This window comes from Hydrogenophaga sp. SL48, from assembly GCF_021729865.1.
Lineage (GTDB): Bacteria > Pseudomonadota > Gammaproteobacteria > Burkholderiales > Burkholderiaceae_C > Hydrogenophaga.
On sequence record NZ_CP063400.1, the window covers coordinates 403,303 to 427,185 of the forward strand.

General features: G+C 66.2%; 28 protein-coding genes. 11 read left to right on the forward strand and 17 right to left on the reverse strand.

Annotation, left to right across the window (positions count from 1 at the left end; genetic code table 11):
* Window positions 1-10 precede the first annotated feature (10 nt).
* The 3 genes from vapC to IM738_RS01920 form a co-directional block, all read right to left on the reverse strand.
* Entirely contained in the window at window positions 11-415 is a 405-nt protein-coding gene (gene vapC / locus IM738_RS01910; protein WP_236964215.1) for a type II toxin-antitoxin system tRNA(fMet)-specific endonuclease VapC, read from the reverse strand.
* A gap of 10 nt (window positions 416-425) precedes the next feature.
* Window positions 426-659: a type II toxin-antitoxin system VapB family antitoxin gene (vapB, locus tag IM738_RS01915; RefSeq protein WP_236964216.1), complete on the reverse strand. Its 234-nt coding sequence runs from the start codon at window positions 657-659 to the stop codon at window positions 426-428.
* A gap of 152 nt (window positions 660-811) precedes the next feature.
* Window positions 812-1,399: an NAD(P)H-dependent oxidoreductase gene (locus IM738_RS01920; protein ID WP_236964217.1), complete on the reverse strand. Its 588-nt coding sequence runs from the start codon at window positions 1,397-1,399 to the stop codon at window positions 812-814.
* Between the two features lie 102 nt (window positions 1,400-1,501).
* Between IM738_RS01920 and IM738_RS01925 the strand changes: the two genes are divergently transcribed.
* Window positions 1,502-2,083, forward strand: a complete 582-nt coding sequence (locus IM738_RS01925; RefSeq protein WP_236964218.1) for a TetR/AcrR family transcriptional regulator — start codon at window positions 1,502-1,504, stop codon at window positions 2,081-2,083.
* Between the two features lie 133 nt (window positions 2,084-2,216).
* On the opposite strand, the gene IM738_RS01930 is transcribed toward IM738_RS01925, so the two are convergent.
* Both IM738_RS01930 and IM738_RS01935 read right to left on the reverse strand, forming a co-directional pair.
* Window positions 2,217-2,981, reverse strand: coding sequence for a hypothetical protein (locus tag IM738_RS01930; protein WP_236964219.1), 765 nt, complete (start codon window positions 2,979-2,981; stop codon window positions 2,217-2,219).
* 111 nt (window positions 2,982-3,092) lie between these two features.
* A complete protein-coding gene (locus IM738_RS01935; protein WP_236964220.1) occupies window positions 3,093-3,629 on the reverse strand; it encodes a GNAT family N-acetyltransferase in 537 nt (178 codons plus the stop codon).
* A 166-nt stretch (window positions 3,630-3,795) separates the two neighbouring features.
* Here IM738_RS01935 and IM738_RS01940 point away from each other — a divergent pair, with 166 nt between their 5' ends.
* The gene (locus tag IM738_RS01940; protein WP_236964221.1) at window positions 3,796-3,999 is read left to right on the forward strand and encodes a putative motility protein; all 204 of its coding nucleotides are present in this window, start codon (window positions 3,796-3,798) and stop codon (window positions 3,997-3,999) included.
* A 14-nt stretch (window positions 4,000-4,013) separates the two neighbouring features.
* On the opposite strand, the gene IM738_RS01945 is transcribed toward IM738_RS01940, so the two are convergent.
* Both IM738_RS01945 and IM738_RS01950 read right to left on the reverse strand, forming a co-directional pair.
* A complete protein-coding gene (locus tag IM738_RS01945; protein ID WP_236964222.1) occupies window positions 4,014-5,531 on the reverse strand; it encodes an MFS transporter in 1,518 nt (505 codons plus the stop codon).
* Between the two features lie 37 nt (window positions 5,532-5,568).
* Window positions 5,569-5,910, reverse strand: a complete 342-nt coding sequence (locus IM738_RS01950; RefSeq protein WP_236964223.1) for a low molecular weight protein tyrosine phosphatase family protein — start codon at window positions 5,908-5,910, stop codon at window positions 5,569-5,571.
* Between the two features lie 92 nt (window positions 5,911-6,002).
* On the opposite strand from IM738_RS01950, the gene IM738_RS01955 reads away from it, so the two are divergent.
* Complete coding sequence (locus IM738_RS01955) at window positions 6,003-6,338, forward strand: EmrE family multidrug efflux SMR transporter (protein WP_236964224.1); 336 nt, start codon at window positions 6,003-6,005, stop codon at window positions 6,336-6,338.
* Window positions 6,339-6,347: 9 nt separating this feature from the next.
* On the opposite strand, the gene IM738_RS01960 is transcribed toward IM738_RS01955, so the two are convergent.
* From IM738_RS01960 to IM738_RS01970, 3 genes are all read right to left on the reverse strand, one after another.
* On the reverse strand, window positions 6,348-7,550 hold the full coding sequence (locus IM738_RS01960; RefSeq protein WP_236964225.1) for an ammonium transporter: 1,203 nt from the start codon (window positions 7,548-7,550) through the stop codon (window positions 6,348-6,350).
* Between the two features lie 199 nt (window positions 7,551-7,749).
* On the reverse strand, window positions 7,750-8,544 hold the full coding sequence (locus IM738_RS01965; RefSeq protein ID WP_236964226.1) for a Crp/Fnr family transcriptional regulator: 795 nt from the start codon (window positions 8,542-8,544) through the stop codon (window positions 7,750-7,752).
* Window positions 8,545-8,689: 145 nt separating this feature from the next.
* Window positions 8,690-9,199 carry a bacteriohemerythrin gene (locus IM738_RS01970; RefSeq protein WP_236964227.1) on the reverse strand — a complete coding sequence of 170 codons (510 nt, stop codon included), beginning with the start codon at window positions 9,197-9,199 and terminating at the stop codon, window positions 8,690-8,692.
* 119 nt (window positions 9,200-9,318) lie between these two features.
* Here IM738_RS01970 and IM738_RS01975 point away from each other — a divergent pair, with 119 nt between their 5' ends.
* Window positions 9,319-9,654 (forward strand): DUF805 domain-containing protein, encoded by a 336-nt coding sequence (locus tag IM738_RS01975; protein WP_236964228.1) that lies wholly within the window; start codon window positions 9,319-9,321, stop codon window positions 9,652-9,654.
* 18 nt (window positions 9,655-9,672) lie between these two features.
* Here the strand turns inward: IM738_RS01975 and IM738_RS01980 are convergent, their stop codons facing one another.
* Both IM738_RS01980 and argH read right to left on the reverse strand, forming a co-directional pair.
* On the reverse strand, window positions 9,673-10,530 hold the full coding sequence (locus IM738_RS01980; RefSeq protein ID WP_236964229.1) for an HDOD domain-containing protein: 858 nt from the start codon (window positions 10,528-10,530) through the stop codon (window positions 9,673-9,675).
* Window positions 10,531-10,891: 361 nt separating this feature from the next.
* The gene (gene argH, locus IM738_RS01985; protein WP_236964230.1) at window positions 10,892-12,343 is read right to left on the reverse strand and encodes an argininosuccinate lyase; all 1,452 of its coding nucleotides are present in this window, start codon (window positions 12,341-12,343) and stop codon (window positions 10,892-10,894) included.
* Between the two features lie 124 nt (window positions 12,344-12,467).
* Between argH and IM738_RS01990 the strand changes: the two genes are divergently transcribed.
* Together IM738_RS01990 and IM738_RS01995 are read left to right on the forward strand one after the other, a co-directional pair.
* On the forward strand, window positions 12,468-13,529 hold the full coding sequence (locus IM738_RS01990) for a sensor histidine kinase (protein WP_236964231.1): 1,062 nt from the start codon (window positions 12,468-12,470) through the stop codon (window positions 13,527-13,529).
* A 35-nt stretch (window positions 13,530-13,564) separates the two neighbouring features.
* Window positions 13,565-14,305, forward strand: a complete 741-nt coding sequence (locus tag IM738_RS01995) for a LytR/AlgR family response regulator transcription factor (RefSeq protein WP_236964232.1) — start codon at window positions 13,565-13,567, stop codon at window positions 14,303-14,305.
* 312 nt (window positions 14,306-14,617) lie between these two features.
* On the opposite strand, the gene recJ is transcribed toward IM738_RS01995, so the two are convergent.
* The gene (recJ, locus tag IM738_RS02000) at window positions 14,618-16,354 is read right to left on the reverse strand and encodes a single-stranded-DNA-specific exonuclease RecJ (RefSeq protein WP_236964233.1); all 1,737 of its coding nucleotides are present in this window, start codon (window positions 16,352-16,354) and stop codon (window positions 14,618-14,620) included.
* Window positions 16,351-17,331: a phosphoglycerate mutase gene (locus tag IM738_RS02005; protein WP_236964234.1), complete on the reverse strand. Its 981-nt coding sequence runs from the start codon at window positions 17,329-17,331 to the stop codon at window positions 16,351-16,353. The genes recJ and IM738_RS02005 overlap by 4 nt, the downstream gene beginning before the upstream one ends.
* A 44-nt stretch (window positions 17,332-17,375) precedes the next feature.
* On the opposite strand from IM738_RS02005, the gene IM738_RS02010 reads away from it, so the two are divergent.
* Window positions 17,376-18,632, forward strand: coding sequence for a lipoprotein-releasing ABC transporter permease subunit (locus IM738_RS02010; RefSeq protein ID WP_236964235.1), 1,257 nt, complete (start codon window positions 17,376-17,378; stop codon window positions 18,630-18,632).
* Window positions 18,625-19,386, forward strand: coding sequence for a lipoprotein-releasing ABC transporter ATP-binding protein LolD (lolD, locus tag IM738_RS02015; protein ID WP_236964236.1), 762 nt, complete (start codon window positions 18,625-18,627; stop codon window positions 19,384-19,386). The genes IM738_RS02010 and lolD overlap by 8 nt, the downstream gene beginning before the upstream one ends.
* On the opposite strand, the gene IM738_RS02020 is transcribed toward lolD, so the two are convergent.
* Both IM738_RS02020 and IM738_RS02025 read right to left on the reverse strand, forming a co-directional pair.
* On the reverse strand, window positions 19,361-19,903 hold the full coding sequence (locus IM738_RS02020) for an META domain-containing protein (protein ID WP_236964237.1): 543 nt from the start codon (window positions 19,901-19,903) through the stop codon (window positions 19,361-19,363). The genes lolD and IM738_RS02020 overlap by 26 nt on opposite strands.
* A 20-nt stretch (window positions 19,904-19,923) precedes the next feature.
* Window positions 19,924-20,361 (reverse strand): META domain-containing protein, encoded by a 438-nt coding sequence (locus tag IM738_RS02025; protein ID WP_236964238.1) that lies wholly within the window; start codon window positions 20,359-20,361, stop codon window positions 19,924-19,926.
* A gap of 76 nt (window positions 20,362-20,437) precedes the next feature.
* On the opposite strand from IM738_RS02025, the gene IM738_RS02030 reads away from it, so the two are divergent.
* On the forward strand, window positions 20,438-21,286 hold the full coding sequence (locus tag IM738_RS02030; RefSeq protein ID WP_236966439.1) for a TatD family hydrolase: 849 nt from the start codon (window positions 20,438-20,440) through the stop codon (window positions 21,284-21,286).
* The gene (locus IM738_RS02035; protein ID WP_236964239.1) at window positions 21,283-21,780 is read left to right on the forward strand and encodes a DNA-deoxyinosine glycosylase; all 498 of its coding nucleotides are present in this window, start codon (window positions 21,283-21,285) and stop codon (window positions 21,778-21,780) included. Before IM738_RS02030 ends, IM738_RS02035 begins: the two co-directional genes overlap by 4 nt.
* A gap of 363 nt (window positions 21,781-22,143) precedes the next feature.
* Here the strand turns inward: IM738_RS02035 and IM738_RS02040 are convergent, their stop codons facing one another.
* A complete protein-coding gene (locus tag IM738_RS02040; protein ID WP_236964240.1) occupies window positions 22,144-22,956 on the reverse strand; it encodes a mechanosensitive ion channel family protein in 813 nt (270 codons plus the stop codon).
* Window positions 22,957-23,097: 141 nt separating this feature from the next.
* Between IM738_RS02040 and IM738_RS02045 the strand changes: the two genes are divergently transcribed.
* Window positions 23,098-23,880, forward strand: a complete 783-nt coding sequence (locus IM738_RS02045; RefSeq protein WP_236964241.1) for a spermidine synthase — start codon at window positions 23,098-23,100, stop codon at window positions 23,878-23,880.
* Window positions 23,881-23,883: the final 3 nt, after the last annotated feature.

Sequence of the window (23,883 nt, forward strand, 5' to 3'; positions counted from 1 at the left end):
CTGCCCGATCTCAAGACCCGACCCAGTTCTCCAGCAGCAGACCCGGCACCCGTTCGAACTCGCCGACATTGTTGGTGACCAGGGTCAGGCCTTCGCTGCGGGCGTGTGCCGCGATGTGCAGGTCATTGACGCCGATGGGGCGTCCGGCCTTTTCCAGCTCGGCGCGGAGAGCGCCATAGTGCTGCGAGGCCTTGGCGCCGTATGGCAGCACCTCCAGCAGGCTGGCGAACTCTTCCACCACGGCCAGGTTCTGCGCCACCTTGGCGCTCTTCTCCGCACCGTGGTACAGCTCGCTCAGGGTGATGGCCGAGATCGCCATGCGCCCTGCGTTCTCATTGAACACCCCCATCACCTCCACTGGCCGGCGCTTGATGACGTAGATGACGATGTTGGTGTCGAGCAGGTACTTGAGCATGGCACGGGCTTCAGAACGACTCTCGCTCGGCCTGCGCCTGGACGGCGCGTTCGGCCATGAAATCGTCGGAAGCCATCGGTCCGTTCAGAAAAAACGCATCCCAGGTGTGGCCAACTGGTGAAATGATGCGGTCCATGCCACGCGCCCGGACCTGCACTTTCTTGACCCCCTCAGGCAAGCGCACGTCCGCCGGCAGGCGCACGGCCTGCGAGCGGTTGTTGGTGAAGACGGTGGTGATGCTCATGACGGTCTCCTGGTGGGATATGGCATGAGTATATGGCGTTGAGTGGTGAGATGCCACCCATTCCCCAACACGACTCGCTTGCTCCGACTTTCGGTACGGTCAACTTGCGATGCTGCTGCGAGCGCGTCTGAAGCGGTGGACGCCACCCCCGATCAAGCCGCCTGCGCGCCCAGGTCCTGGATCTGCTTCACCCAGCGCTGCACCTGCTCGGGCTTGGCCTCGCTGGCCGGGCCGAGGTGCGTCAGCCGGGTGGGCTTGAGGCCGACGAACTCCAGGATCTGCCGGCGCAGCTGCCAGATCAGGGCGTTCTTGTAGGCCAGCCGCATGAACCAGCCCGGGGTGTCGGAGGTGATGACCACGCGCGCGCTGCGCCCCGTCAGCATCGGCAACGGCAGGCCGAGCAGGCTCTTCTTGCGGGTGTCGAAGGCCCGGCCCGGCAGCAGCGCCCGGTCAAACAGGCCCTTGAGCTTGGCGGGCAGCCCGCCCCACCACATGGGCGTGGACATCATGAAATGCTCGCTCCACGACAGGTCTTGCAGCAGTTGCTCCAGCGCGGGCTCCAGCGGCTTGGGTTGCTCGAAGTTGCCCCTGCCGAAGTCGGCATCGAAGGCCAGGTCGTGCAGGTGCGTGAGGCGAACCTCGTGCCCGGCCGCGCGCGCCGCGTCGGCATAGGCCTCCACCAGCGTGCGGGACAACGAACGTTCGGCCGGGTGGCCGTTGAGAATGAAGATGCGTTTCACGGGCGTGCTCCTATAAAATTGACCGGAGTCAAATTTATAGGTCAAAAACTGACCAAGGTCAATATAAATTGACTGAGGTCACTTTATGGCCACTCATGCCCCATGAAAAAAGCCGTCCAGCAGCGCACCCTGGAAACCCGCTCCCGACTGACCTCGGTGGCGGATCAACTCGTCGCCGACAAGGGCTTTGAGGCCCTGCGCATCGAAGAAACCGTGCAAGCCGCGGGCGTGGCCAAAGGCACGTTCTTTGCCCATTTCAAGGACAAAGACGAGTTGATGGACCTGCTCATCGGCCAGCGCATCGAAACCCTGCTCGACGGCATGGCCGCCGAACCCGCGCCGCGCGACGCGGACCAGCTCGCCCAGCGCCTGATGCCGCTGGTGGAGCTGATGTCGTCAGAACGCTATGTGTTCGACCTCATCATGCGGCGCTCGGGCGCCATGGCCGTGGAAGAGATCGGCCCCATTGCCAGCACCTTCGGCCGACTGGGCGAGCTCATGGGCCAGTGGCTGGCCCAGGGATCGTTCCGCAAAGACGTGCCTCTCGAGATCCTTGTTGAAGGCGTGGAGGCCTTTCTGGTGCAGACCCTGGCTCTGAACTTCTGCGCCCTGCACAAAGAGAAGTCCATGAAGGCCCGGTTGCAGCCTTATCTACGCGCTTGGTTGGCGCCTGTGGCGGGTTGAGCTGCAAAGACCTGCCGTCGTGTGCCCGACCCTAACTTCGGAGGCTTATGCCCAGCTTGATGTTGATCTCACTTGGGTCCAAGCTGACGGGAGTGCCGAAGGTAAAAAGAAAGGACCCTCACCCGATGTTTTGCTATTGAGGGTTTTCCTGAGTCCATACATAGCCTTCTGAAGGGTTTATGTACTTTCCTTTAATGCTGACGGATCCATCAAATCCTAAATTATCTCGAAAGCGTATGTCGATCCGGGCTAATTCGCTTTCTATTAAGTCTAATATTATTAGATGTGTGTGGGTTTCCCCAGATGCCATAGAGTTTCCATGAGAGAGCAGAAGGCCATCCACTGTGCGGTTGAAAAGTGTGACAGTCACGTCGGTCACGCTGGCACCAGTGTTCATTAAGTCGAATCGTTGCTTCTGATTCTCGATATTGCTCGGCATAACTTTAAACCGAGGTTGTACCGCAAGACGCTGACGCTCAAAAGTTTCTCTATACGCCAAACGTTCAGCGTCAAGTTGCTGCCGAGTCACTTGTACGAGCTCGCGCTGCTGTGTAACTGAGTGATTCAACTCCTGCGCTTGTAGTCGTAGAGCGTCAGTGCTGAGCCGTAGTTCGTCTCCCTGTTGTAGATATCCCAGTACGAGCCACAAAAAGGCCAGCGGGGCAAAGACACCAGCAAAAAAGTCGCCCCACTCGTTGAGATCCATTTCTTGAATGCTGCTTTGCTTCAATAAAACCAATGCTAGAACAACAAGAATCCATACGAGAGAAACCCCAATGCCGATGTTCATCCGATTTCTGGTCGGTGGCGCCTTCTTGGGAGCAGGTAAAAAATGAGCAAATTTTGCCTCATGGGTATCTGCTGTTGAATGGTCGTGGTCATGTTTGGTGTTATTCATACATTCTGTCTTGTTCTGTAAGTCGGTTGATTGCCGATTCAATATCTATTTCATGAAATCATGGCATTCGCTTGCCTTGTTGATGATAGAAAAACCATCAACACCCATTTCTCATTGAACAAACGGCAGCGTCATAAACCGACTGAACGGATCCTCCCGGTAATCCGCAAACGGCCCGCATTCCACAAACCCGAACCGCCGGTACATCGCCATCGCCGGTTCAAACGCCGGCGTGCTGCCGGTTTCCAGGCTCACCCGCGCGTACCCGCGTTGCCGTGCAATCGCAAGCAGTTCGGTGAGGATGGCTTGGGCGGCGCCCTGGCGCAGGTGGCGCGCGCTGGTGCGCATGGACTTGAGTTCGCCGTGCCCTCCCTCGGTGGCGGTGGTGGGCGCCAGTTCCTTGATGGCGCCCATGGCGAGCAGTTCGCCGTCGGCGTCGCCGTGTGAATCAGAAGGCGCGCGGCGCCAGGCGGTCAGGAACGTGATCTCCGGCCGGCGCAGGCCGTCGAGGTCCAGCGCGAACACGCACTCGGGCGGCGACTCGGCGCGCATGCCGGCGAGGTGCTCCTCCAGCAGGGCGATCACCTGCGGGTGCGTGAGTTCGCGGTCGATGCGGATGTGGAACGGGCGCGGCTGTGCGTCGTTCATGTGGCTTCCCTCCCCGGGTGGCGTTGGTGTCAGCTGGTGGCTCTGCGGCCATTGTGTACGTTCTGTTACTGGTGTGGCAAGCGACACGAACGGGCAGGGCGGCAGGACATTTCAAGTTGCCAGCGCCGCGAGCCGATAAAGGCTCAACACCTCTCAAGGATTCACCATGGATGTCTCACCCGCCTTGCTCGTGGACCGCGTGCTTCAGACGCGCAACAGCCAGACCACGCAAGAAGTGCAAATCAACGTGCTGAAAAAAGCCATGGACATGCAGGAGTCGGCGTCGGCGGCGTTGCTGAACGCGGTGGCGGGCAATCTGCCGCTGGCGGGCAGCGGGTCGGTGGGGACGCAGGTCAACACGATGGCGTGAAGCCAGCGCGTCCGCTAGCGCCGCCGCAACATCCGCGCCGCCAGCACGCTGGCCAGCAGCACCAGCGCGCTTCCCGCGAGCGCGGTGAACTGCAACGCGTCGGTGAAGGCGGCGCGGGCCATGAGGGTCAGCGCTTGCGCCGCTTCGGCGGGCAGGCGTTCGGCCACCGCGAGGGCGCCGCCCAGAGTGGCCATGGCTTCCGGAGGCAGGCTTTCGCCGCCGGCCTGCGCGAGCTGCTGGCGGTAGATCAGCGTGCCCGCGCTGCCAAACAGTGCGATGCCCAGCGCGCCACAGAATTCCGAGCTGGTTTCAGCGATGGCCGAGGCGGCGCCCGCGCGTTCGGGAGGGGCCGAGGTGATGATCTGTTCGGTGCCGATGGCGAACACCGGCGCCATGCCCAGGCTGACCACGACCATGCCGGCCACCAGCACCCACAGCGCCCAGGGGCCGTCGGCCCACACCATCATCAGCATGCCTGCCGCCGCCGCCGCAAGGCACCACACCATCACCGGCCCGGGCCCGAAGCGCCGCGCCAGCCAGGGCGCCAGCACCATGGAGCCGAACACGAAGCCGCCCGCCCACGGCACCGTGGCCCAGCCGGCCTGCAGCGGCGAGAGCGCCAGCACCATCTGCAGGTGCTGGGCGATGAAGATGTAGATGCCGAACATCGCCAGGCACGACAGCCCGTAGGCCATGATGGCCGTGCGGAAGCTGGGGATGGCAAACAGCCGCAGTTCGAGCAGCGGGTAGTCAATGCGCTTCTGGCGCCGCACGAACGCCACGCCGAGGGCCAGCCCGGCGACCAGCAACGCCAGCCGCCCCCAGCTCGGCCCGTGTTCGGCCATGGCCTTGACGGCGTAGATCAGGCTGAGCACGGCGGACAGCGATAGCAGCACGCTCGGCGCGTCGATGCGGCCGGCGTTTTCATCGCGGTACTCGGGCAGCAGGCGCGGCCCGAGGACCAGCAGCAGGGCCATCACCGGCACGGCGGGCAGGAACACCGAGCCCCACCAGAAGTGCTCCAGCAGCCAGCCGCCCACCAGCGGGCCGATGGCGCTGCCGACCGAGAAGGCGGTGATCCACACGCCGATGGCGAACTGGCGCTGCGTCTCGTCGTGAAACATGTTGCGAATCAGCGAGAGCGTGGACGGCGCGAGCGTGGCACCGGCGATGCCCAGCAGCGCGCGCAGCACGATCAGCTCGGCGGGCGTGCGCGCGAACGCGGCCATCACCGAGGCCACGGCGAAGAAGGCCGCGCCGATCAGCAGCAGGCGGCGGCGCCCGATGCGGTCGCCCAGCGTGCCCATGGTGATCAGGAAGCCGGCGACGAAGAACCCGTAGATGTCGATGATCCACAGCAGTTGTGAGGCGCTGGGTACCAGCGCCCGGCTGAGCGCGGGCACGGCCAGGTTGAGCACCGTGAGGTCCATGGCGTAGACCAGGCAGGGCAGGGCGATCATGGCCAGGCCCCACCACTCGCGGCGGGTGGCTTTGGCGGGCGTTGCAGAGGGGGAAGGAAGAGAGGAGTTCATGCCATCGCCCGAGGTGGGGTGCTCAGGCCGCTCAGGGTCATTCGATGTTCAGGATGCCGCCGACCGACTGCTCCAGCAGCTCGACCAGCTCGGGGTCCATGTACTTGTACTCGTCGGGGATGTCGAGCACGTGAACCGGCTTGTGGGCCAGCCAGCCGGTGAATTCGGCTGCGAGCCGCGACTTGTGTTTGTGCTCCATCACGAAGATCACGTCGGCCCACTGGATGTCGTCTGCCGAGACGGTGTGGCGGGCGTTGGGGCTGGTGCCGCCCGAGCGCACGTTGAGCCCCGGGTGCCGGCGCCAGACGCGCTCGGCGGTGGGGCTGCGCCACTGGTTGCGGCTGCAGACGAAGAGCACGTTGAGGCGGTCAGAAGGCATGCGCGCACTGTAGGGCATCGCTTCACCGGCCCCTCCGCCAGCGGCCCGGGTGGTCCCTGCCGCAGGGGTGTTGCAGGCGTAGATTGCAGCCCATGAAAACCGCTTACCTCTACCTCGGCGCCGCCATCGTGGCCGAGGTGATCGCCACCAGCCTGCTCAAGTCCTCCGAAGGTTTCACGCGATGGTGGCCGAGCGTGGCGACGGTGGTCGGTTACGCGGTGGCGTTTTACTGCCTGGCGCAGACGCTGGGCACGATCCCGACGGGCGTGGCCTACGCGATCTGGTCGGGCGTGGGCATCGTGCTGATCTCGCTGATCGGCTGGGTGGTGTTCAAGCAGACGCTGGACACGCCGGCCCTGCTGGGCATGGGGCTGATCGTGGCGGGCGTGCTGGTGATCAACCTGTTTTCTCGCTCGGTGGCGCACTGACGTTGGCGCCTACCAGCTCACTTCCCGGTCCGGCGTGGCGCTGATCTTGTGGATGGTCAGGTCGGCGCCGTCGTATTCTTCTTCCGGGCTCAGGCGCAGGCCCATGACCGCCCTGAGCGTGCCGTAGACCACCACGCCACCGAACAGCGCCCAGGCCACGCCCAGGGTGGTGCCCATCAGTTGCGCCGTGAAGCTCACACCGCCCAGACCGCCGAGCGCCTGCTGGCCGAAGAGCCCGGCCGCGAGGCCGCCCCAGGTGCCACACAGACCGTGCAGCGGCCAGACACCCAGCACATCGTCGATCTTCCAGCGGTTCTGCGTCAGCGTGAACATGCCCACGAACAACGCGCCCGCCACCGCACCCACCACCAGCGCGCCCAGCGGGTGCATCAGGTCGGAACCCGCGCACACGGCCACCAGTCCGGCCAGCGGGCCGTTGTGCACGAAGCCGGGGTCGTTCTTGCCGGCGATCAGCGCGGCCAGCGTGCCGCCGACCATGGCCATGAGCGAGTTGACCGCGACCAGGCCGGAGATCTTGTCCAGCGTCTGCGCGCTCATCACGTTGAAGCCGAACCAGCCCACGCAGAGGATCCACGCGCCCAGCGCGAGGAAGGGGATGCTCGATGGCGGGTGGGCCGACACACCGCCGTCCTTGCGGTAGCGGTTGGCGCGGGCGCCCAGGAAGATGACCGCGGGCAGCGCGATCCAGCCCCCCACCGCGTGCACCACCACGGAGCCTGCGAAGTCGTGGAAGGCGAAGCCGGTGGTGGCGGTGATCCAGGCCTGCACGCCGAAGTGGCCGTTCCAGGCGATGCCCTCAAAGAAGGGGTAGACCAGGCCGACGATGACGGCGGTGGCGATCAGCTGCGGCCAGAACTTGGCGCGCTCGGCGATGCCGCCGGAGATGATCGCGGGGATGGCGGCGGCGAAGGTGAGCAGGAAGAAGAACTTGACGAGCTCGTAGCCGTTTTTCTGCGCCAGCGTTTCGGCGCCCACGAAGAACGAGGCGCCGTAGGCCACGCCGTAGCCAACCACGAAGTAGGCGATGGTGGAGACCGAGAAGTCCACCAGGATCTTGACCAGGGCGTTGACCTGGTTCTTCTGGCGAACCGTGCCGAGTTCGAGGAAGGCGAACCCGGCGTGCATGGCCAGGACCATGATGCCGCCGAGCAGGATGAACAAGGCATCGGCGCCCTGTTTGAGTGCGTCCATGAGGGAATCTCCGTGCAGAAAGCTTGTTTTGGTGCGGTTTGAATGCCAAAACAGGGCCTGCATGGCGATTCGCACCAATCCATAGCAAGAACTGCACCAGCATGGATGCACGGGTGCCTTCTGGTGGTGCGATGGCGCGAAGCCGGTGCGGTGTGGGCGGCGTCGCGCGGTGGTCCGGCCGACCCCGAGCCGGGCGGGCTCAGGCCGACACGACAGCGCTGCCGGTGGGGAGCGTCACCGTCGGGATGGTGGTGGCGTCCTTGATCACCTGACGCTGCGGCAGGTAATGCAGCAGCACGTCGGTTTCCTTCTTGACCACGGCGTAGCACTCGCAGCTGAGGGCTTCGAGCTGGGGCCGGTCGAGGACCTTGATCAGACCGCGGGAGTACGAAATCACCCCGAGCTGCTGCAACTTCAGCGCCGCTTGCGTCACGCCCTCGCGGCGAACGCCGAGCATGTTGGCGATGAACTCCTGGGTCATCGTCAGGTGGTTGTTCGACAGGCGGTCCATCGACAGCAACAGCCAGCGGCAGAGTTGCTGGTCGATGGCGTGGTGGCGGTTGCACACGGCGGTCTGGGCAACCTGCGTGATCAGTGCCTGCGTGTAGCGCAGCATCAGCACCAGCAGCTCGCCGTGGCGCTTGAATTCTTCCTTGACCCGCGACCGGGGCAGGCGGTAGGCATGACCGGCGCTCTGCACCACCGAACGGCTGGGCGTGCTCTCGCCGCCCATGAACAGCGTGATGCCCAGCAGGCCTTCATTGCCCACCACGAGGATCGCGGTGGACGCACCGTTTTCCATCACGTACTGCAGCGAGACGATGGCGTCGGTGGGAAAGTAGACGTGGCGCATGGGGCGCCCCGATTCGTACATGAGCGCCCGCAGCGGCAGCGCCACCAGTTCCAGGTAGGGAAACAGCCGGTCTTGCACCTCGGGTGACAAGGCGGCCAGCAGGTGGTTCTGGCGGGGATGAGGCGGGGGCTTGGGGGACATGCGGATGCTCTGGTGGCTGGACTTGGGGTGACAACCCCCCAATGGGCACCCAGCTTACCGCGCCGGCCGCGCAGGGGCTTCGGGGTGGCGTGCCGACGTTGAAGACGATGGGGGCATCACCGTTTGCCGGCGATGCGAGGGGCGTTCAGCTGCAGCTGACGCTGCCGCAGCCACTCATGGTGGCGGGCTTGACGCGGTCCGGGTCGGCCAGGGTTTCGGTGCGGCTGTCGAAGCCCACGTCCTTCATGTGCAGGGCCAGGCCGGCGTCCATGCTGGCGGCGTGCTGCGGGAACCATTCGACGAGGGCCTCGGCCAGGCGGTTGATGATCTCGGTGTCGCCCTGCTGAAAGTGGTCGACCACGGCGTTGAGGGTTTCCAGGATCGTGGCGTGGTGCGAGGCGTGGCAGTTGTCGGCCGAGAAGCCGGTGGCCAGCATCCAGCGCTCTTCCTGCGCGAAGTGCTCGACCGTGTGCGCCACGAACTCGCGGTAGAGCGGCAGTTGCTCAGCAGGCGGCGTGGCCAGCAGCCGGTTGAGCATGTCCACGAACTCTTCGTGGGTGTCGTCCATGCGGTCATCGCCGGTGCGCAGCTGGGGGTTCCAGGTCAGGCCGGTGGCGGCCGAGATCGGGGCTTCTGGGGTGGCGGTGGTGTCCATGGGTCGAGACTGTATCGGTTTCGGGATGGTCGGCGCTTGATGGAGGTCAAGCGGGGGGGGGGCGGCCACCGGGGCTCAGGACTATCATGCCGGCTCAACAACACTGTCTGGAGGACGAGATGAATTTTGTCGACGCGGTCAAGACCTGTTTCAGCAAATACGTGGGCTTCGAGGGGCGCGCCACGCGTTCGGAATACTGGTGGTGGGTGCTGTTTGTGTTTGCGGTGGCCATCGTCATGGGCGTGCTCAGGCTGGGCACGATCGGCAACCTGTTCTCGCTGGCCACGCTGCTGCCCTCGATCGCCGTGGGCGCCCGCCGCCTGCACGACATCGGCAAGAGCGGCTGGTGGCAGCTGATTGCCCTGATCCCGCTGATCGGCTGGCTGGTGCTGATTTACTGGGCCGTGCAGCCCAGCGAAGGCGACAACGCTTTTGGCCCCACGCCCGCCCGGTAAGGGGCAGGCGCACCGGGTTCAGGCCGCCGGTGTGTCCATCATCTTCTGCACCGCGGCCTGAATTTCAGGCGAGGCCAGGGCCTGTTCCAGTCGTGCCAGGGCCGGGTGGGCCAGGGCGGTCCGCAGGTGGTGCGTGTCCACACCGGTGTCCTGCTTCACGTCATAGCCTTCCAGCGTGCCCTGCTGGCTCAGCGCCAGGCGCTCGCCCAACCGGGCGCAGAGGTAGCCGAGCGCCATGCGGGGTGCACGCTCCGGATCGGTGGTCATGTACGACGTCACCAGCTGTTGGCTCACGCAGCTGACGTCGCTGATCAGGCTGGCAGGCAACTCCCAGTTTTTCATCAACAGACAGCCAATTTCGCTCGAGTTCAGGCCCAGCACCTTCTGCTCCAGCCCGGCGCGCACCAGGCGGCCGTGAGACAGCCATGACTTCAGCGCCGAAGCCGGGAACAGCGAGGCGGTGGCAAGTTGTCCCACGAAACTGAGCACCACCTGGGTGGACAGCGCGCCCTGGTCGGGCAGGTTGAGTGCCTTGCTGAGTCGGACACACAGCTCGCTCGCGATGGCGCTGGCGCGCCAGATGGCGTCGAAGCTGCTCTGCGCTTCGGCCTGCTTGGGCTTGAAGGACTCTTCCAGCATGTATTGCAGACAGATGCCGCGCACGGAGTTCATGCCCAGGAAGGTCACCGACTGACCGATGCTGGTGACGGGCGTGCGCAGCCCGTAGAACGGTGCATTGACGGTGGAGAGCACCTTTCCGGCGATCAAGGGCTCGCCCATGACGAGGTCACCCAGTTCGGCGGAGCTGGCGCGCGCGACAAAATCGGGCGACAGCAACTTCTGCATCGAACGAGGAGGGCGGGGGATGTTGCGCACGCTCTCCAGCAAAGCGTCTTTGCGCGCGGGGTCGAGGTCCTGTTCTGTCAGCCATCGAAACCCCGACAACTCGGCGGGAATCGGCTCTGCCTGAACCGTCTCGGTGGACGCAGCGGCGGGTACCGCACTGGCGGATGGAGCAGACGGTGTGCTGGGCCGTCGGACGTTGGCAGGCTTCTCTATGGCAGTTTTCGCGGGTTGCTGACGGAATAGCGAGAGAAAAGCCAAAAGAGACCTCCATTTCAGTTTTTGGACCCACGGGCCATGGATCAACCTGAGATGGAATCGGCGTTTTTCGCCCGGTCTTGAGGACTGTGTGAGGTGTTGACCTGCTCCCAGACGGTGACCAGCACCAGGTGCTTTATGCCAGGCGGGCGCGGTGGCGCGCGATCTGCGTCAGCACCTGGGCCGGCGCGGTGCCACCCAGGGTGTTGCGGGCGTTGAGGCTGCCGCGCAGGCTCAGGCACTCGTAGACGTCTTTCTCAATGCTGGCGTTGAAGCCTTGCAGCACCGTGAGCGGCAGTTCGGACAGGTCGCAGGCGTGGCTGGTGGCGGCCTTCACGGCGTGGGCCACGGTTTCGTGGGCGTCGCGGAAGGGCAGGCCTTTTTTCACCAAGTAGTCGGCCAGGTCGGTGGCGGTGGCGTAGCCCTTCTTGGCGGCCTCTTCCATGGCCACGGCGTTGACGGTGATGCCACCTTCCTTGGCGCCGGTGGCCGGGTTGAGCTGGCCGCCCACCATCTCGGCAAAGATGCGCAGCGTGTCTTTCAAGGTGTCCACGGTGTCGAACAGCGGCTCCTTGTCTTCCTGGTTGTCTTTGTTGTAGGCCAGGGGCTGGCCCTTCATGAGCGTGATCAGGCCCATGAGGTGGCCGACCACGCGGCCGGTCTTGCCACGGGCGAGTTCGGGCACGTCGGGGTTTTTCTTCTGCGGCATGATCGAACTGCCGGTGGTGAAGCGGTCGGCGATTTTCACGAAGCCGAAGTTCTGGCTCATCCACAGAATCAGCTCTTCGCTGAAGCGGCTGATGTGCACCATGCACAACGAGGCGGCGGCGGTGAATTCGATCGCGAAGTCGCGGTCGCTCACGCCGTCCAGGCTGTTCTGGCAGACCTGTGCCACGCCCTGGTCGTCCACCATGCCCAGGCTCACGGCCACGCGCTCGCGGTCCAGCGGGTAGGTGGTGCCGGCGAGGGCTGCGCTGCCCAGCGGCAGGCGGTTGGTGCGGCGGCGCACGTCGGCCAAACGCTCGGCGTCGCGCGCGAACATCTCCACATAGGCCAGCAGGTGGTGGGCAAAGCTCACCGGCTGCGCCACCTGCAGATGGGTGAAGCCCGGCAGGATCACTTCCACGTTCTTTTCGGCCACGTCCACCAGCGCCGTCTGCAGCTCCACCAGCAGATTGGTGATCAGGTCGATCTCGCCGCGCAGCCACAGGCGCACGTCGGTGGCGACCTGGTCGTTGCGGCTGCGGCCGGTGTGCAGGCGCTTGCCGGCGTCGCCCACCAGCTGGGTCAGGCGCGCCTCGATGTTCAGGTGCACGTCTTCGAGGTCGAGCTTCCATTCGAAGCTGCCGGCCTCGATTTCCGAGCGGATCTGCGCCATGCCGCGCTGGATGTCGGCCAGGTCCTGCGCGCCGATGATCTTCTGCGCAGACAGCATCTCGGCGTGGGCCAGGCTGCCGGTGATGTCGGCCAGCCAGAGGCGTTTGTCAAAGAAGACGCTGGCGGTGTAGCGCTTGACCAGGTCGCTCATGGGCTCCGAGAACAGGGCGGACCAGGCTTCGGATTTTTTGTCGAATTGGTTGGTGGACATGATGGTGCCAGCGGCGGGGTGGGGTATCGGAGGGGAGCGCCAGGCGCCGGGCCAGGCGGGCCTGGCTGCTCAAACGGGACGCTGTTGCCCCAAACGGGCGGTCGCGGCCTATAGTGCGAGCGTTATGCGCGACTCCCGAATTTTATCGACCTTCCAGGACCTGAGCTCGGCGACGGGTGCCTTGCCGCTCTCGCAGATGCCCGAGCACCAGCGCGCGGAAGCGCTGATCTTTGACACCTGCCAGGTCGGTGTGGTGTTGCGCGCGGTGATGCTGGTGCAGGCGGTGGCCTGGGTGGCGGCCTTGTATGGCGCACACGGCTGGTGGGAATGGGTGACCCAGGTGGCCCTGTTCACGGCGGCGACCTTGCCCTCGGTGCTGATCTGGCTGCTGGCGGTGTGTGCCCTCAAACGCCCGCTCGCCCGCCTGCCGATGCCGGCGCAATGGACCCTGGGCATCCTGCTGGGCGCTGCGGCGGCGATCTATGGCTGTGGCCTGCTGGCCTGGACCGGGCTGGTGGACCCGGCGCCCTGGCTGGCCAGTGCCGCGTCGGGCGCGCTGGTGGCGGCGGTGCTGGTGGCCGCCCTGATATGGCGCGCCCGGGCGCGGGCCCCGGCCGGCACGACCGCGCGGCTCGCCGAGCTGCAGGCGCGCATACGCCCTCACTTTCTGTTCAACACGCTCAACAGTGCCATCGCGCTGGTGCGCGCCGAGCCGGCCAAGGCCGAGGCGCTGCTCGAAGACCTGAGCGAGCTGTTCCGCCACGCCCTGGCCGACGCGCAGGAGGCGGTGCCGCTGTGGCAGGAGCTGGAGCTGGCCGAGCACTACCTTGCCATCGAGCAGGTGCGTTTTGGGGACCGGCTGCGGCTGGAGTGGAGCCTGGATGAAAAGGCGTCCAAGGCGCTGCTGCCACCGCTGATCCTGCAACCCCTGGTCGAGAATGCGGTGAAGCACGGTGTGGAGCCGAGCCCGACCGGCGCGGTGGTGCGCATCAGCACGCAGCTCCGGGGTTCGACGGTCGTGATCAAGGTGACCAACACCGTGCCCTCGGGCAGTGGTTCGCGCGGCCACGGCCTGGCGCTGGACAATGTGCGCCAGCGGCTGACGCTGTTGCACGATGTCGAAGGCCGGTTCCAGAGTGCGCTGGTGAACGGCGTTTTTCAGGTGCGTCTTGAAATCCCGCTATAAGCCTGTCTGTACGGGCGGCATCAACGGAGCGTGACATGGCATTGAAGGTACTGATCGTTGACGACGAGGCGCTGGCCAGGTCCCGCCTGTGCACGCTGCTGGGCGATTGCACCGACCCCCACGCCGAGGTGGTGGGTGAAGCGGGCAACGCGGTGCAGGCGATGGAGCAGCTCCAGCGCATGCCATGCGATCTGGTCCTGCTCGACATCCACATGCCCGGAGTGGACGGCATTGCGCTGGCGGCCAACATCCAGCAGATGCCCGCGCCACCGAAGGTGGTGTTTGTGACGGCACACGCCGAGCACGCGGTGCATGCCTTCGACCTGGAAGCGGTGGACTACCTGACCAAGCCGGTGCGTCTGGAGCGGTTGCAGCTGGCGTTGCAGAAGGTGCAGCGCCAGCGCAGCGCCGGCGAGGTGGCGGAGGCGGCCGGCGGGGCAGAGAGCCTGCTGATCCAGGAGCGGGGGCGCAGTGAGCGGGTGGCGCTGGCCGATGTGATCTACCTCAAGGCCGAGCTGAAGTACATCACCGTGCGCACGGCCGAGAAGGAGCACATCTTTGATGGCGCGTTGAGCGATCTGGAACAGAAGTTTGCGCACCTCTTTGTGCGTGTGCATCGCAACGCATTGGTGGCCCGGCGGCGGGTACGGGCGGTGGAGAAGCACAACGACCCGGTCGAGGGCGAGGGCTGGACGGTGCGGCTGGATGGGGTGGACGAGCGGCTGGCTGTGTCGCGTCGTCAGCTCGCCGCCGTTCGCGAAGCGCTGGTGAGCTGACGCTTCTTCTTTGTCGTGGCTCTGTAGGCTTTTCTCCGGCTGCTGCGGTCTTCGGCGACCGGGGTGACCGGCTCCGCTCATGTCCCCCGACGGCCTGCGGCCGTCTCCTCCTTGACTTCGCTGCGCCGGTCACCCCGATCACCGAAGACCTCTTGGCGCGCCAGTCGGAGAGCAGACAAACCATGCCCCTGGTTGCTGAGGCCTTGGCGTTCTGCAAAGCGAAGTAAAGGAGGAGACGGCCGAAGGCCGTCGGGGGACATGAGCGGCGCAGAGCGCCAAGGCCTCAGCAGCCCGCGAGGTGCATGAAGGCCATCAGACCTCAGCCGCCTCGATGAGAAACCGGACCCGCCGCTGACCCTGCCACTCATCCGCATCGAGCCGGAAGGCCAGCTTCACCCGCTCAGGCAAAGGCTCGGTGTGGCCGAACCAGATGCCGTCCACCGGGTCACCCTGGTGCTTCATCTTGAGCGCGAGGTGCTTCTCTCCCACCAGCCGCTGCGACACGATTTGCAGCTCCTCGCAGAACACCGGCGGCGCAAACCCCTGACCCCACACCTCGTGGTGCAGCGTGTCCACCAGGTCGGTGCGGCGGTACTGCTTGTCCAGCGCGCCGTCGGCCTCCATGCGGCGCTGCAGCGTGGCGGCGTCCAGCCATTCGTGGGCCACCTGCTGCAGCGCGGCCTCGAAGATGTCCAGGTGCTCTTCGTCGATGGTGCAGCCCGCCGCCATCGCGTGGCCACCGAAGCGCAACAACACGCCCGGGTGGCGCTTCGCCACGAGGTCCAGCGCGTCGCGCAAATGGAACCCGGGAATGGAGCGGCCCGAGCCCTTGAGCTCGTTTTCCTTGCCCTCGGCGCCGCTGGCGGCGAACACGAAGGTGGGGCGGTGCATCTTGTCTTTCAGGCGCGACGCCACGATGCCGACCACGCCTTCGTGGAAATCCGGGTCGAACACGATCAGCGCCGGCGGCGGCTCTTCGGATTCGTCGAACATCTCTTCGGCCAGCAACAGGGCCTGATCGCGCATCTCGCCCTCGATGGCCTTGCGCTCGCGGTTGATGCCGTCGAGCGTGCGCGCGAGCTCGTCGGCGCGCAGGCCGTCGTCGGTGGTCAGGCACTCAATGCCCAGCGTCATGTCGGCCAGGCGGCCGGCGGCGTTCAGGCGCGGGCCGAGGGCGAACCCGAAGTCGAAACTGGTGGCCTTGGCCGGCTGGCGCGATGCGACGTTGAACAGCGCCGTCATGCCCGGCGGCATGGCGCCGGCGCGCACGCGCTTGAGCCCCTGCGCCACGAGGCGGCGGTTGTTGGCGTCGAGCTTGACCACGTCGGCGACCGTGCCCAAGGCGACCAGGGGCAGCAGCGCATCGATCTTCGGCTGTGTCTTGGCATCGAACACACCCCGCTCGCGCAGCTCCGCGCGCAAGGCGAGCAACACATAGAACATCACGCCCACGCCCGCAATCGCCTTGCTCTCGAAGTCGCAGCCCGGCTGGTTGGGGTTGACGATCACGCAGTCGGCGGGCACCACGACCTCGCCGCCCTTCAGCGCCGGCAGGTGGTGGTCGGTCACGATGACCTGCAGGCCCAGCTCGCGCGCGGCACGCACGCCGTCGAGGCTGGCGATGCCGTTGTCCACGGTGACCAGCACATCAGCCCCCTGCGCCTTCACGCGTTTGGCGATGGCGGGTGTGAGGCCGTAGCCGTCGGTCACGCGGTCTGGCACCAGGTAGTTCATGCGGTCAAAGCCCATGGGCGCACCCAGCAGGCGCAGGCCGCGCAGGCCGACCGCGCAGGCGGTGGCGCCGTCGCAGTCGTAGTCGGCCACGATGCAGATGGCTTTTTTCGCGGCCATGGCGTCGGCCAGCGCGCGCGCGGCCTCCGCCGCGCCTTTCATGGAGGCGGGCGGCAACAGCAGCGAGAGCGCGTCGTCGAGCTGCTCCTTGGTGGTGATGCCGCGCGCGGCGAACAGGCGCGCCAGCAGCGGGTGCACGCCGCCTTGCTCCAGCGCCCAGGCGGCACGGGGGGGGACATCGCGGGTGATGATCTTCATAGGTCTTTCAGGGTCTGGCTGGCCGGCGCGCGGCCGAGCAGGTGTTTGAACGGGCGGGTCAGGCGCGCGAAGGCGCTGACGGGCTGGGTGGTCCAGGTGCGGGCGTGGCGCTCGCCGCAAAGCGTGAGGGTGACGCGGTCGCCGCGCTGAGCTGCGGCCAGCAGAGCGGCGATCTCGTTCGCGTCCAGGGCTTGCCAGGCGGCCTGCCAGCCCGCCCAGTCGGCCTGCAGGGCGGCCTGGCGCAGGCCCTCGGGCATGGTGGGTGGTTCGCGCAGCGCGGGCACGCTGTCGAGCGCGCCCGCACCGTGCACCCAGAAACCGTTGACCGGCAGCAGGCCGCGGGCGGTGCGCGCGTCGTGCACCGGGTGGGTGTAGAAGAGCATCTGCGCTTCGCTCTGCAGGCGCTTGAGCAGTTGTGCGCCGGCCGGGTTGGCGGGGCTCTCGGTCATCCAGGCGTCCACCTGGCGCCCGCTCACGCGGTCCAGGCTGGCGCAGGCAACGCCACGCAGTGGTTCGCCGCTGGCGTGCCACTGGGTGGCGCTGTCAAAACGCAGGGTGATGCCGTCCTCGGCGCAGAACGGCGCGAGCGCGTTCAGCAGCGCGCGCGATTCGGCCTCGGGCAGGTCGAGTTGCGAGCCGGGCAGCAGTTGCACCATCTCCATGCCCACCTGAAAGTGGCAGGGGCTGAACCAGGCCTGCGGCACCGTGGGGGCATCGCTCTGCGCCGCCACCCAGGGAATGCGGCCGTCGCCGGCCACCGGCAGGCCCAGCGCCCGCGCCAGGGCCCGCTCGTGCGGCGGGCTCAGGGCCTCGTCTTCGCCCCGGTCGGGCGCCTGTTCGGTCAGCAGGGCCAGCAGTTCGGTCAGCCGGGGCAGCGGCAACCCGGGCAGCAGGGCCTGGCATTCGGGGGCACCGGCGGCGGCAAAGGGAACCAGCAGGTGGCGGGACGACTCGGGAACCAGGGGCGGGGCAGGCATGACGCGATTGTCGGGGATGCCACAATCGCCGCTGGAATCCATTCATGCAAACCCCCTACGAACTCATCCTCGGCTGGCGCTACACCCGCGCCGGCCGCGCCACCCGGCGCAACGGCTTCATCTCCTTCATCTCGGGCGTGTCCATGTTGGGCATCGCGCTTGGCGTGGCCGCGCTCATCGTCGTGTTGTCGGTGATGAACGGTTTCCAGAAAGAGGTGCGCGACCGCATGCTGGGCGTGCTCTCCCACATCGAACTGTTTGAACCCGGAGGCCAGGCGATTCCGAACCTGGAGTCGGTGCTCGCCACCGTGCGCAAGAACCCCGAGGTCGTGGGCGCCGCGCCGTTCGTGGGCGCGCAGGCGCTGCTGGCGCGTGGCGAAGACATGAAGGGCGCGCTGGTGCGCGGCATCGACCCGGCGCTGGAGCCGCAGGTCACCGACCTCGCCAAGGACCTCTCGCAGACCGTGCTGCCGCGCCTGGTGCCCGGCGAGTTCGGGATCATCCTGGGCGGTGAACTCGCGCGCAGCCTGGGTGTGGGCACCGGCGACACCGTGACCCTGATCGCGCCCAGCGGGCAGGTGACCCCGGCCGGTGTGGTGCCGCGCATCCGCCAGATGTCGGTGGTGGGCACCTTTGATTCGGGCCACTACGAGTACGACTCTGCGCTGGCCCTGCTGCACCAGGACGACGCGGCGCGCATCTTCCGCGTGGAAGGGCCGACAGGCGTGCGCATCAAGATCCGCGACCTGCACCAGGCGCGCGAGGTCGCCATCGAGCTGGCCAGCCAGCTCGACCCGGGGCTGCTGGTGCGCGACTGGACGCGCCAGAACCGCACCTGGTTCGCGGCGGTGCAGCTCGAAAAACGCATGATGTTCATCATCCTCACCCTGATCGTGGCGGTGGCGGCGTTCAACCTCGTGTCCACGCTGGTGATGACCGTGACCGACAAGCGCGCCGACATCGCCATCCTGCGCACGCTGGGCGCGAGCCCGAAAAGCATCATGGGCATCTTCATGGTGCAGGGCGCCATGGTGGGCGTGATCGGCACCGGGCTGGGCCTGCTGCTGGGCCTGGGCATCGCCTTCAACATCGACACCATCGTGCCCGCGCTGGAGCGCGCGCTGGGCGCGAGCTTCCTGCCGCAGGACATCTACCTGATCAGCCGCATGCCCAGCGACCCGCAGCGCAGCGACATCATGCCGATCGCGGTGATCTCGCTGGTGCTGGCCTTTCTGGCCACGATCTACCCGAGCTGGCGCGCGAGCCGCGTGAACCCTGCGGAAGCACTGCGCTATGAGTGACATCAATAATCCCGTTCGTCCTGAGCCTGTCGAAGGACTCTCCAACACGGTGGCCAAGGCTTCGACAGGCTCAGCCCGAACGGATGTGGTTTTGAGCGCAAACAGCCTGACCAAACGTTTCACCGAAGGCCGGCTCGACGTGACCGTTCTGAAAGGCGTGGACCTCACCGTGCGCGCGGGCGAGACCATCGCCATCGTCGGCGCCTCGGGCTCGGGCAAGAGCACGCTGCTGCACCTGTTGGGTGGGCTGGACGCGCCCACCTCGGGCAGCGTCACGCTGATGGGCCAGCCCCTGGCCGGCCTGAGCGCCGCGCAGCAGGGCGAGCTCCGTAACAAACACCTGGGCTTTGTTTACCAGTTCCACCATTTGTTGCCCGAGTTCAGCGCGCGCGACAACGTGGCCATGCCGCTGTGGATCCGGCGGCAGCCGCGCGGCGAGGCCGGCGCCCAGGCGGCGAAAGTGCTCGCCAAGGTGGGCCTGTCCGAACGGCTGCAGCACCGGCCCGCCGAGCTGTCGGGCGGCGAGCGCCAGCGCGTGGCGATCGCGCGGGCGCTGGTGGCGAACCCGGCCTGCGTGCTGGCGGACGAACCCACCGGCAACCTCGACCGCGCGACCGCCGACGGCGTGTTCGAGTTGATGCTGCAACTGGCCCGCGATCAGGGCACGGCGTTCATCGTAGTCACCCACGACGAAACCCTGGCCGCGCGCTGCGGCCGGGTGCTGCGGCTCACGGCCGGGGTGCTGACCGGCTGAAGCGCAGCGGCTGGTCCATGCCCTCGACGTGGATCAGCAGCGCGCCGTCTTTCACCTCGTAGCGCTGCGCCTTCTGCAGCGCGCCCAGGTAGCGCGATTCTTGCTCGCTGGATGGTGAAAAACAGACGGTCTCGCTTCTTGACATCGGGCCCAGAATTACTCTGTAGGTTTTGGCGATTTCGCATCGGTCTAAGGCGACAGGTGCTGAAACGCTGCTGCATGGACCTGCTCCCGTCATTCGGCCAGCATCAATCAGTTCAAGCGAAGGTTCCTGATTGGGCGCCGATGCCTCAGTTTGAGAAACAAGTCTTGCACGACCGGTGACACCAGCTTTCGCGGGAACGAAGACAAGCGACAGCTCGGTATTTGCCGACAATGCCTCCACTCCGATGTGTGTTGCACGCCATTGCGTTCCCCACATCACCGTCGGTTCGTGGCAGTGGTCGCCACTTCGGCTGGCGCAACCTGAAATCCACACGCTCAGCGCGCAGACGGCAATCCCCGTCATAGTGCTCATCTGGTTCCGCGCTCTCACTTTCACGGTGTCTTTCTGATGAAGCGCAGCGGCTGGTCCATGCCCTCGACGTGGATCAGCAGCGAGCCGTCTTTCACCTCGTAGCGCTGCGCCTTCTGCAGCGCACCCAGGTAGCGCATTTCCTGCTGGCTGGCGCCGCCCATGCAGGCCATCTTGGTCGCGGCGAGCGGGCCGAAGCGGATGCGGTCGCGGTGAATCTCCACCGTGCCGAAGAAGCGGTTGCACGAGCCGTGACCGGCCGCCTGACCGGGTTGCGGGAAGGCGAGCGTGGCGGCCGGTTGCGCCATGGCCGCCTGGCCGCCCAGTTCGAGCAACCGCCATTCGCTGCCCCAGAGTGGCACCGGTGTGGACGGGGCTGTGCCGCTGGCCGCGCAACCGGCCAGCGCGGCGATCAGCGGAATGCAAAAGGCAAAGCGGAAGCGGGGCAGGTGCAGCGACATGAAACATCCTCCTGAGTGGTGTGCATCCCGCGCCAACAGCGGCACGGGCACAATGAACGAAGGAGTTATACCCCTGATGTGGATCGACACCCATTGCCATCTGGACGCCCCCTCATTCGGCCCCGACCACGAGGGTGCGGTGACCGCGCGTGCGCTGGCTGCCGAGAGGGGTGTCGGGCTCTGCGTCATCCCGGCGGTCGAGCGCAGCAACCTCGACACGGTGCGCCGGCTCGCGCACCGGCTGGGTGACGCCTACGCGCTGGGCATCCACCCGCTGTACGTGCCCCAGGCGGACGATGCCGATCTGACTCATCTCGACGCCGCGCTCACCGAACACCGCGACGATCCCAGGCTGGTGGCGGTGGGCGAGATCGGGCTGGACTTCTTCGTGCCCGCGCTGTGCGAACCCGCGATGCGCGAACGCCAGATCCGCTTCTACCGTGCGCAACTGCGGCTCGCACGCAAGCACGGCTTGCCCGTGATCGTGCACGTGCGGCGCAGCGCCGACGTGCTGCTCAAACACCTTCGCGAGCTGCCCACGGGCGGCGGCATCGCCCACGCCTACAACGGCAGCGCGGCGCAGGCCAAGGCTTTCATCGACCTGGGTTTCAAACTCGGGTTCGGGGGCGCCGCGACCTTCGAGCCGGCGCTGAAGTTGCGTGCCCTGGCGGCCGAGCTGCCGCTGGATGCGCTGGTGCTGGAGACCGACGCGCCCGACATTCCGCCCCACTGGCTCTACGCCACCGCCGCCGAGCGTGCGGCGGGCAAACCACAGGGCGTGAACACGCCGGCCGAGCTGCCGCGCATCGGCGCGGTGATCGCGGGTCTGCGTGGGCTGTCGCCAGAGGCCCTGGCGCAGGCGAGCACCGCCAACGCGATGGCCGCGCTGCCCCGGCTGGCGGCACTGGCGCCCGTGCAGCGATGAGCCGCCTGGAAGGTTTGCCGCCGGTGCTGGACGCGCGCACGCGCCTGCTGGTGCTGGGCAGCTTTCCGGGGGTGGCGTCGTTGCGTGCGCAGCAGTATTACGGCCACCCGCAGAACCAGTTCTGGAAAATCCTGGGGGCCTTGTGGGGCATGGACTTGAAGGTGTTGCCGTATGAGGCGCGCGTCGCGGCTCTGCTGGCGCATGGTCTGGGGGTGTGGGACGTGTACGGGGCTTGCGAGCGCGAGGGCAGCCTGGACGCGGACATCCGCCACGCGGAGCTCAACGATTTCGCGTGGGTGCAGCGGCAGTGCCCGCTGCTGGAGGGCATAGCCCACAACGGGGGTGAGAGCTACCGGCATTCGAAGCACACCTCGTCGCTCGGGGTGCCTGTTTACAAACTGCCTTCGACGAGTCCGGCCAATGCGGGTTGGTCGTTTGAGCGAAAGCTGGCGGCCTGGGCTGAGGTGTTGCGTTTGCACGCTGTTGCTTTGTAGCTTCGCCTGGCATCTGCCTCGCGGGATCGCTGGGGCGGTGCGTTCTGCGCCGCTCGTGTCCCCCGGACCGGGCTTCGCCCGGTCCTCCTCCTTTTACCTCGCTCTGCAGAGCGCACCGCCCCAGCGATCCGGGACAGTGTTGGCGCTCCAAGGTTGGCGCGCCACGACCTTTGCTGGAGGTTGGTGATCGGTCGCCGACGCAGCGAAATAAAGGAGGAGGGCCGGAACGGCCCGGGGGACATTCGCGGAGTCGGCCGCCGGTCGCCAACCTCCCCGCGAGGTGCTAGCCCAAAAACAGCAGCACAAAAGAAAAGCCGCCCGGCGCGAACACACGGCGGCTTCAATTCAAACCGAGCAGGAAGCTCAGCCCACAGTGCGGTGTGCCATCGGCGTCTCAGGCGTCGGGTAGCCAGCCGCCCCAAAGGTCGACACGATGGCCTTGTGGGTGTCGAAGTAGACCTGCCAGTAGTGGTCGGTGTGGGTGTAGGGGCGCACGCACAGCAACGGGCCTTCGGGTGTGAACTGCAGGATCTCGATGTCCGGCGCGGGCGTGTCCTTCACGTTCGGGATCGCGGCGATCACCGGGCGCAGGCGGGCGATGGCGTCCAGCACGTCCACGCTGTTGGCCACCTTCGCCACGCAGTCCACGCGGCGAAACGGCTCGGCGCTGAAGTTCTGCACGTTGTCCGCAAACACCTTGTTGTTGCCCACCACGGTCAGCACGTTGTCGGGCGTCAGCACCGTGGTGGCGAACAGGCCGAGTTCCTTCACCGTGCCCAGCGTGCCGCCGGCGTTGATGAAGTCGCCCACCTTGTAGGGCCGCAGCACCTGCAAAAACAGACCCGCCGCAAAGTTGCCCAGCATGCCGCTCCAGGCCGCACCGATGGCCAGGCCCGCACCGGCCAGCAGGGCGGCAAACGACGTGGTCTTGATGCCGAAAATGTCCAGGATCGCCAACACCAGGACCAGCGTCAGCAGCACCGAAATGATGGACTTCAGGTAGTGCGTGAGCGTGGCGTCGATCTTCTTGCCTTTTTCCAGCGCCCGGCCGATCAGGCGCACGGCGATACCGATCAACCAGCGGCCGATGATCCAGGCGGCGATGGCGCCCACGATCTTGAGCGCGAAGTCCGCACCCTGTGTGGAGAGAAAATTCCAGACAACTTCCATGTTCATAATGATTCCTTTCGCAGAACAAACCGTCCCGATGACATATTCCTTTCCCGCCACCCGCTCAGCTGCTCTGGCTGGCGACGCGTCCACCGTTTGTGTGGTTTTTCTTCCAGCGGTGTTGTTTTCGGGGTCGGGGGTGGGCGCATGAAGGCGGGTGCCAACGCCACGGCACGGGCCCGCAAAGAGACGCAGACCCTGCCCGAGGTCACGCTGTCGGAAGACGGCGAGGTGCGCTTCCTGCACTTGGGTACCGAGTGGATCCAGGGCTCGATGATCATTGCCGACCCATTTGCCATCGAGCTGGACTACGTTCAGCGCATGATGGCCTGGCTGCTGTTCGTGGAGCCCGATTCGGTGGGCAAGCGCAAGGCCATGCAGCTCGGCCTGGGTTCGGCGGCGTTGACCAAGTTTCACTTCAAGAAGCTGCGCATGCACACGACGGCGGTCGAGATCAACCCGCAGGTGCTGGCCGCCTGCCAGGGCTGGTTCAAGCTGCCGCCCGATGGCCCGCGCCTGCGCGTGGTGCTGGCCGACGCGGGGCAGGAAATCCGCCAGGCTGAACACACTGGCACCATCGACGCGCTGCAGGTCGATCTGTACGACCACGAGGCCGCCGCGCCCGTGCTCGACAGCCCGGACTTCTACGCCGACTGCCGCTCGGTGCTGACCGACGACGGCGCCATGACGGTCAACCTGTTCGGCCGTGACGCCAGTTACGAGCGTTCGGTGCAGAGCATCTGCGCGGCCTTTGGCGATGACGCGGTGTGGGCGTTCAAGCCCACGCGCGAAGGCAACTCCATCGTGCTGGCGCAGCGCACGGCCAACCGGCCCACGCGCATGCAGCTGCTCGCGCGCGCCGAAGAGATCCAGTCGCGCTGGGGCCTGCCCGCGGTCAAGTGGTTGCGCATCTTCAAACCGGTCCAGTGAGAT

Excerpts from the sequence above, each read along its gene's own strand:
- vapC (WP_236964215.1), bottom strand. The coding sequence starts at position 415 with ATGCTCAAGTACCTGCTCGACACCAACATCGTCATCTACGTCATCAAG.
- vapB (WP_236964216.1), bottom strand. The coding sequence starts at position 659 with ATGAGCATCACCACCGTCTTCACCAACAACCGCTCGCAGGCCGTGCGC.
- IM738_RS01925 (WP_236964218.1), top strand. The coding sequence starts at position 1,502 with ATGAAAAAAGCCGTCCAGCAGCGCACCCTGGAAACCCGCTCCCGACTG.
- IM738_RS01930 (WP_236964219.1), bottom strand. The coding sequence starts at position 2,981 with ATGAATAACACCAAACATGACCACGACCATTCAACAGCAGATACCCAT.
- IM738_RS01935 (WP_236964220.1), bottom strand. The coding sequence starts at position 3,629 with ATGAACGACGCACAGCCGCGCCCGTTCCACATCCGCATCGACCGCGAA.
- IM738_RS01940 (WP_236964221.1), top strand. The coding sequence starts at position 3,796 with ATGGATGTCTCACCCGCCTTGCTCGTGGACCGCGTGCTTCAGACGCGC.
- IM738_RS01945 (WP_236964222.1), bottom strand. The coding sequence starts at position 5,531 with ATGAACTCCTCTCTTCCTTCCCCCTCTGCAACGCCCGCCAAAGCCACC.
- IM738_RS01950 (WP_236964223.1), bottom strand. The coding sequence starts at position 5,910 with ATGCCTTCTGACCGCCTCAACGTGCTCTTCGTCTGCAGCCGCAACCAG.
- IM738_RS01955 (WP_236964224.1), top strand. The coding sequence starts at position 6,003 with ATGAAAACCGCTTACCTCTACCTCGGCGCCGCCATCGTGGCCGAGGTG.
- IM738_RS01960 (WP_236964225.1), bottom strand. The coding sequence starts at position 7,550 with ATGGACGCACTCAAACAGGGCGCCGATGCCTTGTTCATCCTGCTCGGC.
- IM738_RS01965 (WP_236964226.1), bottom strand. The coding sequence starts at position 8,544 with ATGTCCCCCAAGCCCCCGCCTCATCCCCGCCAGAACCACCTGCTGGCC.
- IM738_RS01970 (WP_236964227.1), bottom strand. The coding sequence starts at position 9,199 with ATGGACACCACCGCCACCCCAGAAGCCCCGATCTCGGCCGCCACCGGC.
- IM738_RS01975 (WP_236964228.1), top strand. The coding sequence starts at position 9,319 with ATGAATTTTGTCGACGCGGTCAAGACCTGTTTCAGCAAATACGTGGGC.
- argH (WP_236964230.1), bottom strand. The coding sequence starts at position 12,343 with ATGTCCACCAACCAATTCGACAAAAAATCCGAAGCCTGGTCCGCCCTG.
- IM738_RS01990 (WP_236964231.1), top strand. The coding sequence starts at position 12,468 with ATGCGCGACTCCCGAATTTTATCGACCTTCCAGGACCTGAGCTCGGCG.
- IM738_RS01995 (WP_236964232.1), top strand. The coding sequence starts at position 13,565 with ATGGCATTGAAGGTACTGATCGTTGACGACGAGGCGCTGGCCAGGTCC.
- recJ (WP_236964233.1), bottom strand. The coding sequence starts at position 16,354 with ATGAAGATCATCACCCGCGATGTCCCCCCCCGTGCCGCCTGGGCGCTG.
- IM738_RS02005 (WP_236964234.1), bottom strand. The coding sequence starts at position 17,331 with ATGCCTGCCCCGCCCCTGGTTCCCGAGTCGTCCCGCCACCTGCTGGTT.
- IM738_RS02010 (WP_236964235.1), top strand. The coding sequence starts at position 17,376 with ATGCAAACCCCCTACGAACTCATCCTCGGCTGGCGCTACACCCGCGCC.
- lolD (WP_236964236.1), top strand. The coding sequence starts at position 18,625 with ATGAGTGACATCAATAATCCCGTTCGTCCTGAGCCTGTCGAAGGACTC.
- IM738_RS02020 (WP_236964237.1), bottom strand. The coding sequence starts at position 19,903 with ATGAGCACTATGACGGGGATTGCCGTCTGCGCGCTGAGCGTGTGGATT.
- IM738_RS02025 (WP_236964238.1), bottom strand. The coding sequence starts at position 20,361 with ATGTCGCTGCACCTGCCCCGCTTCCGCTTTGCCTTTTGCATTCCGCTG.
- IM738_RS02030 (WP_236966439.1), top strand. The coding sequence starts at position 20,438 with ATGTGGATCGACACCCATTGCCATCTGGACGCCCCCTCATTCGGCCCC.
- IM738_RS02035 (WP_236964239.1), top strand. The coding sequence starts at position 21,283 with ATGAGCCGCCTGGAAGGTTTGCCGCCGGTGCTGGACGCGCGCACGCGC.
- IM738_RS02040 (WP_236964240.1), bottom strand. The coding sequence starts at position 22,956 with ATGAACATGGAAGTTGTCTGGAATTTTCTCTCCACACAGGGTGCGGAC.
- IM738_RS02045 (WP_236964241.1), top strand. The coding sequence starts at position 23,098 with ATGAAGGCGGGTGCCAACGCCACGGCACGGGCCCGCAAAGAGACGCAG.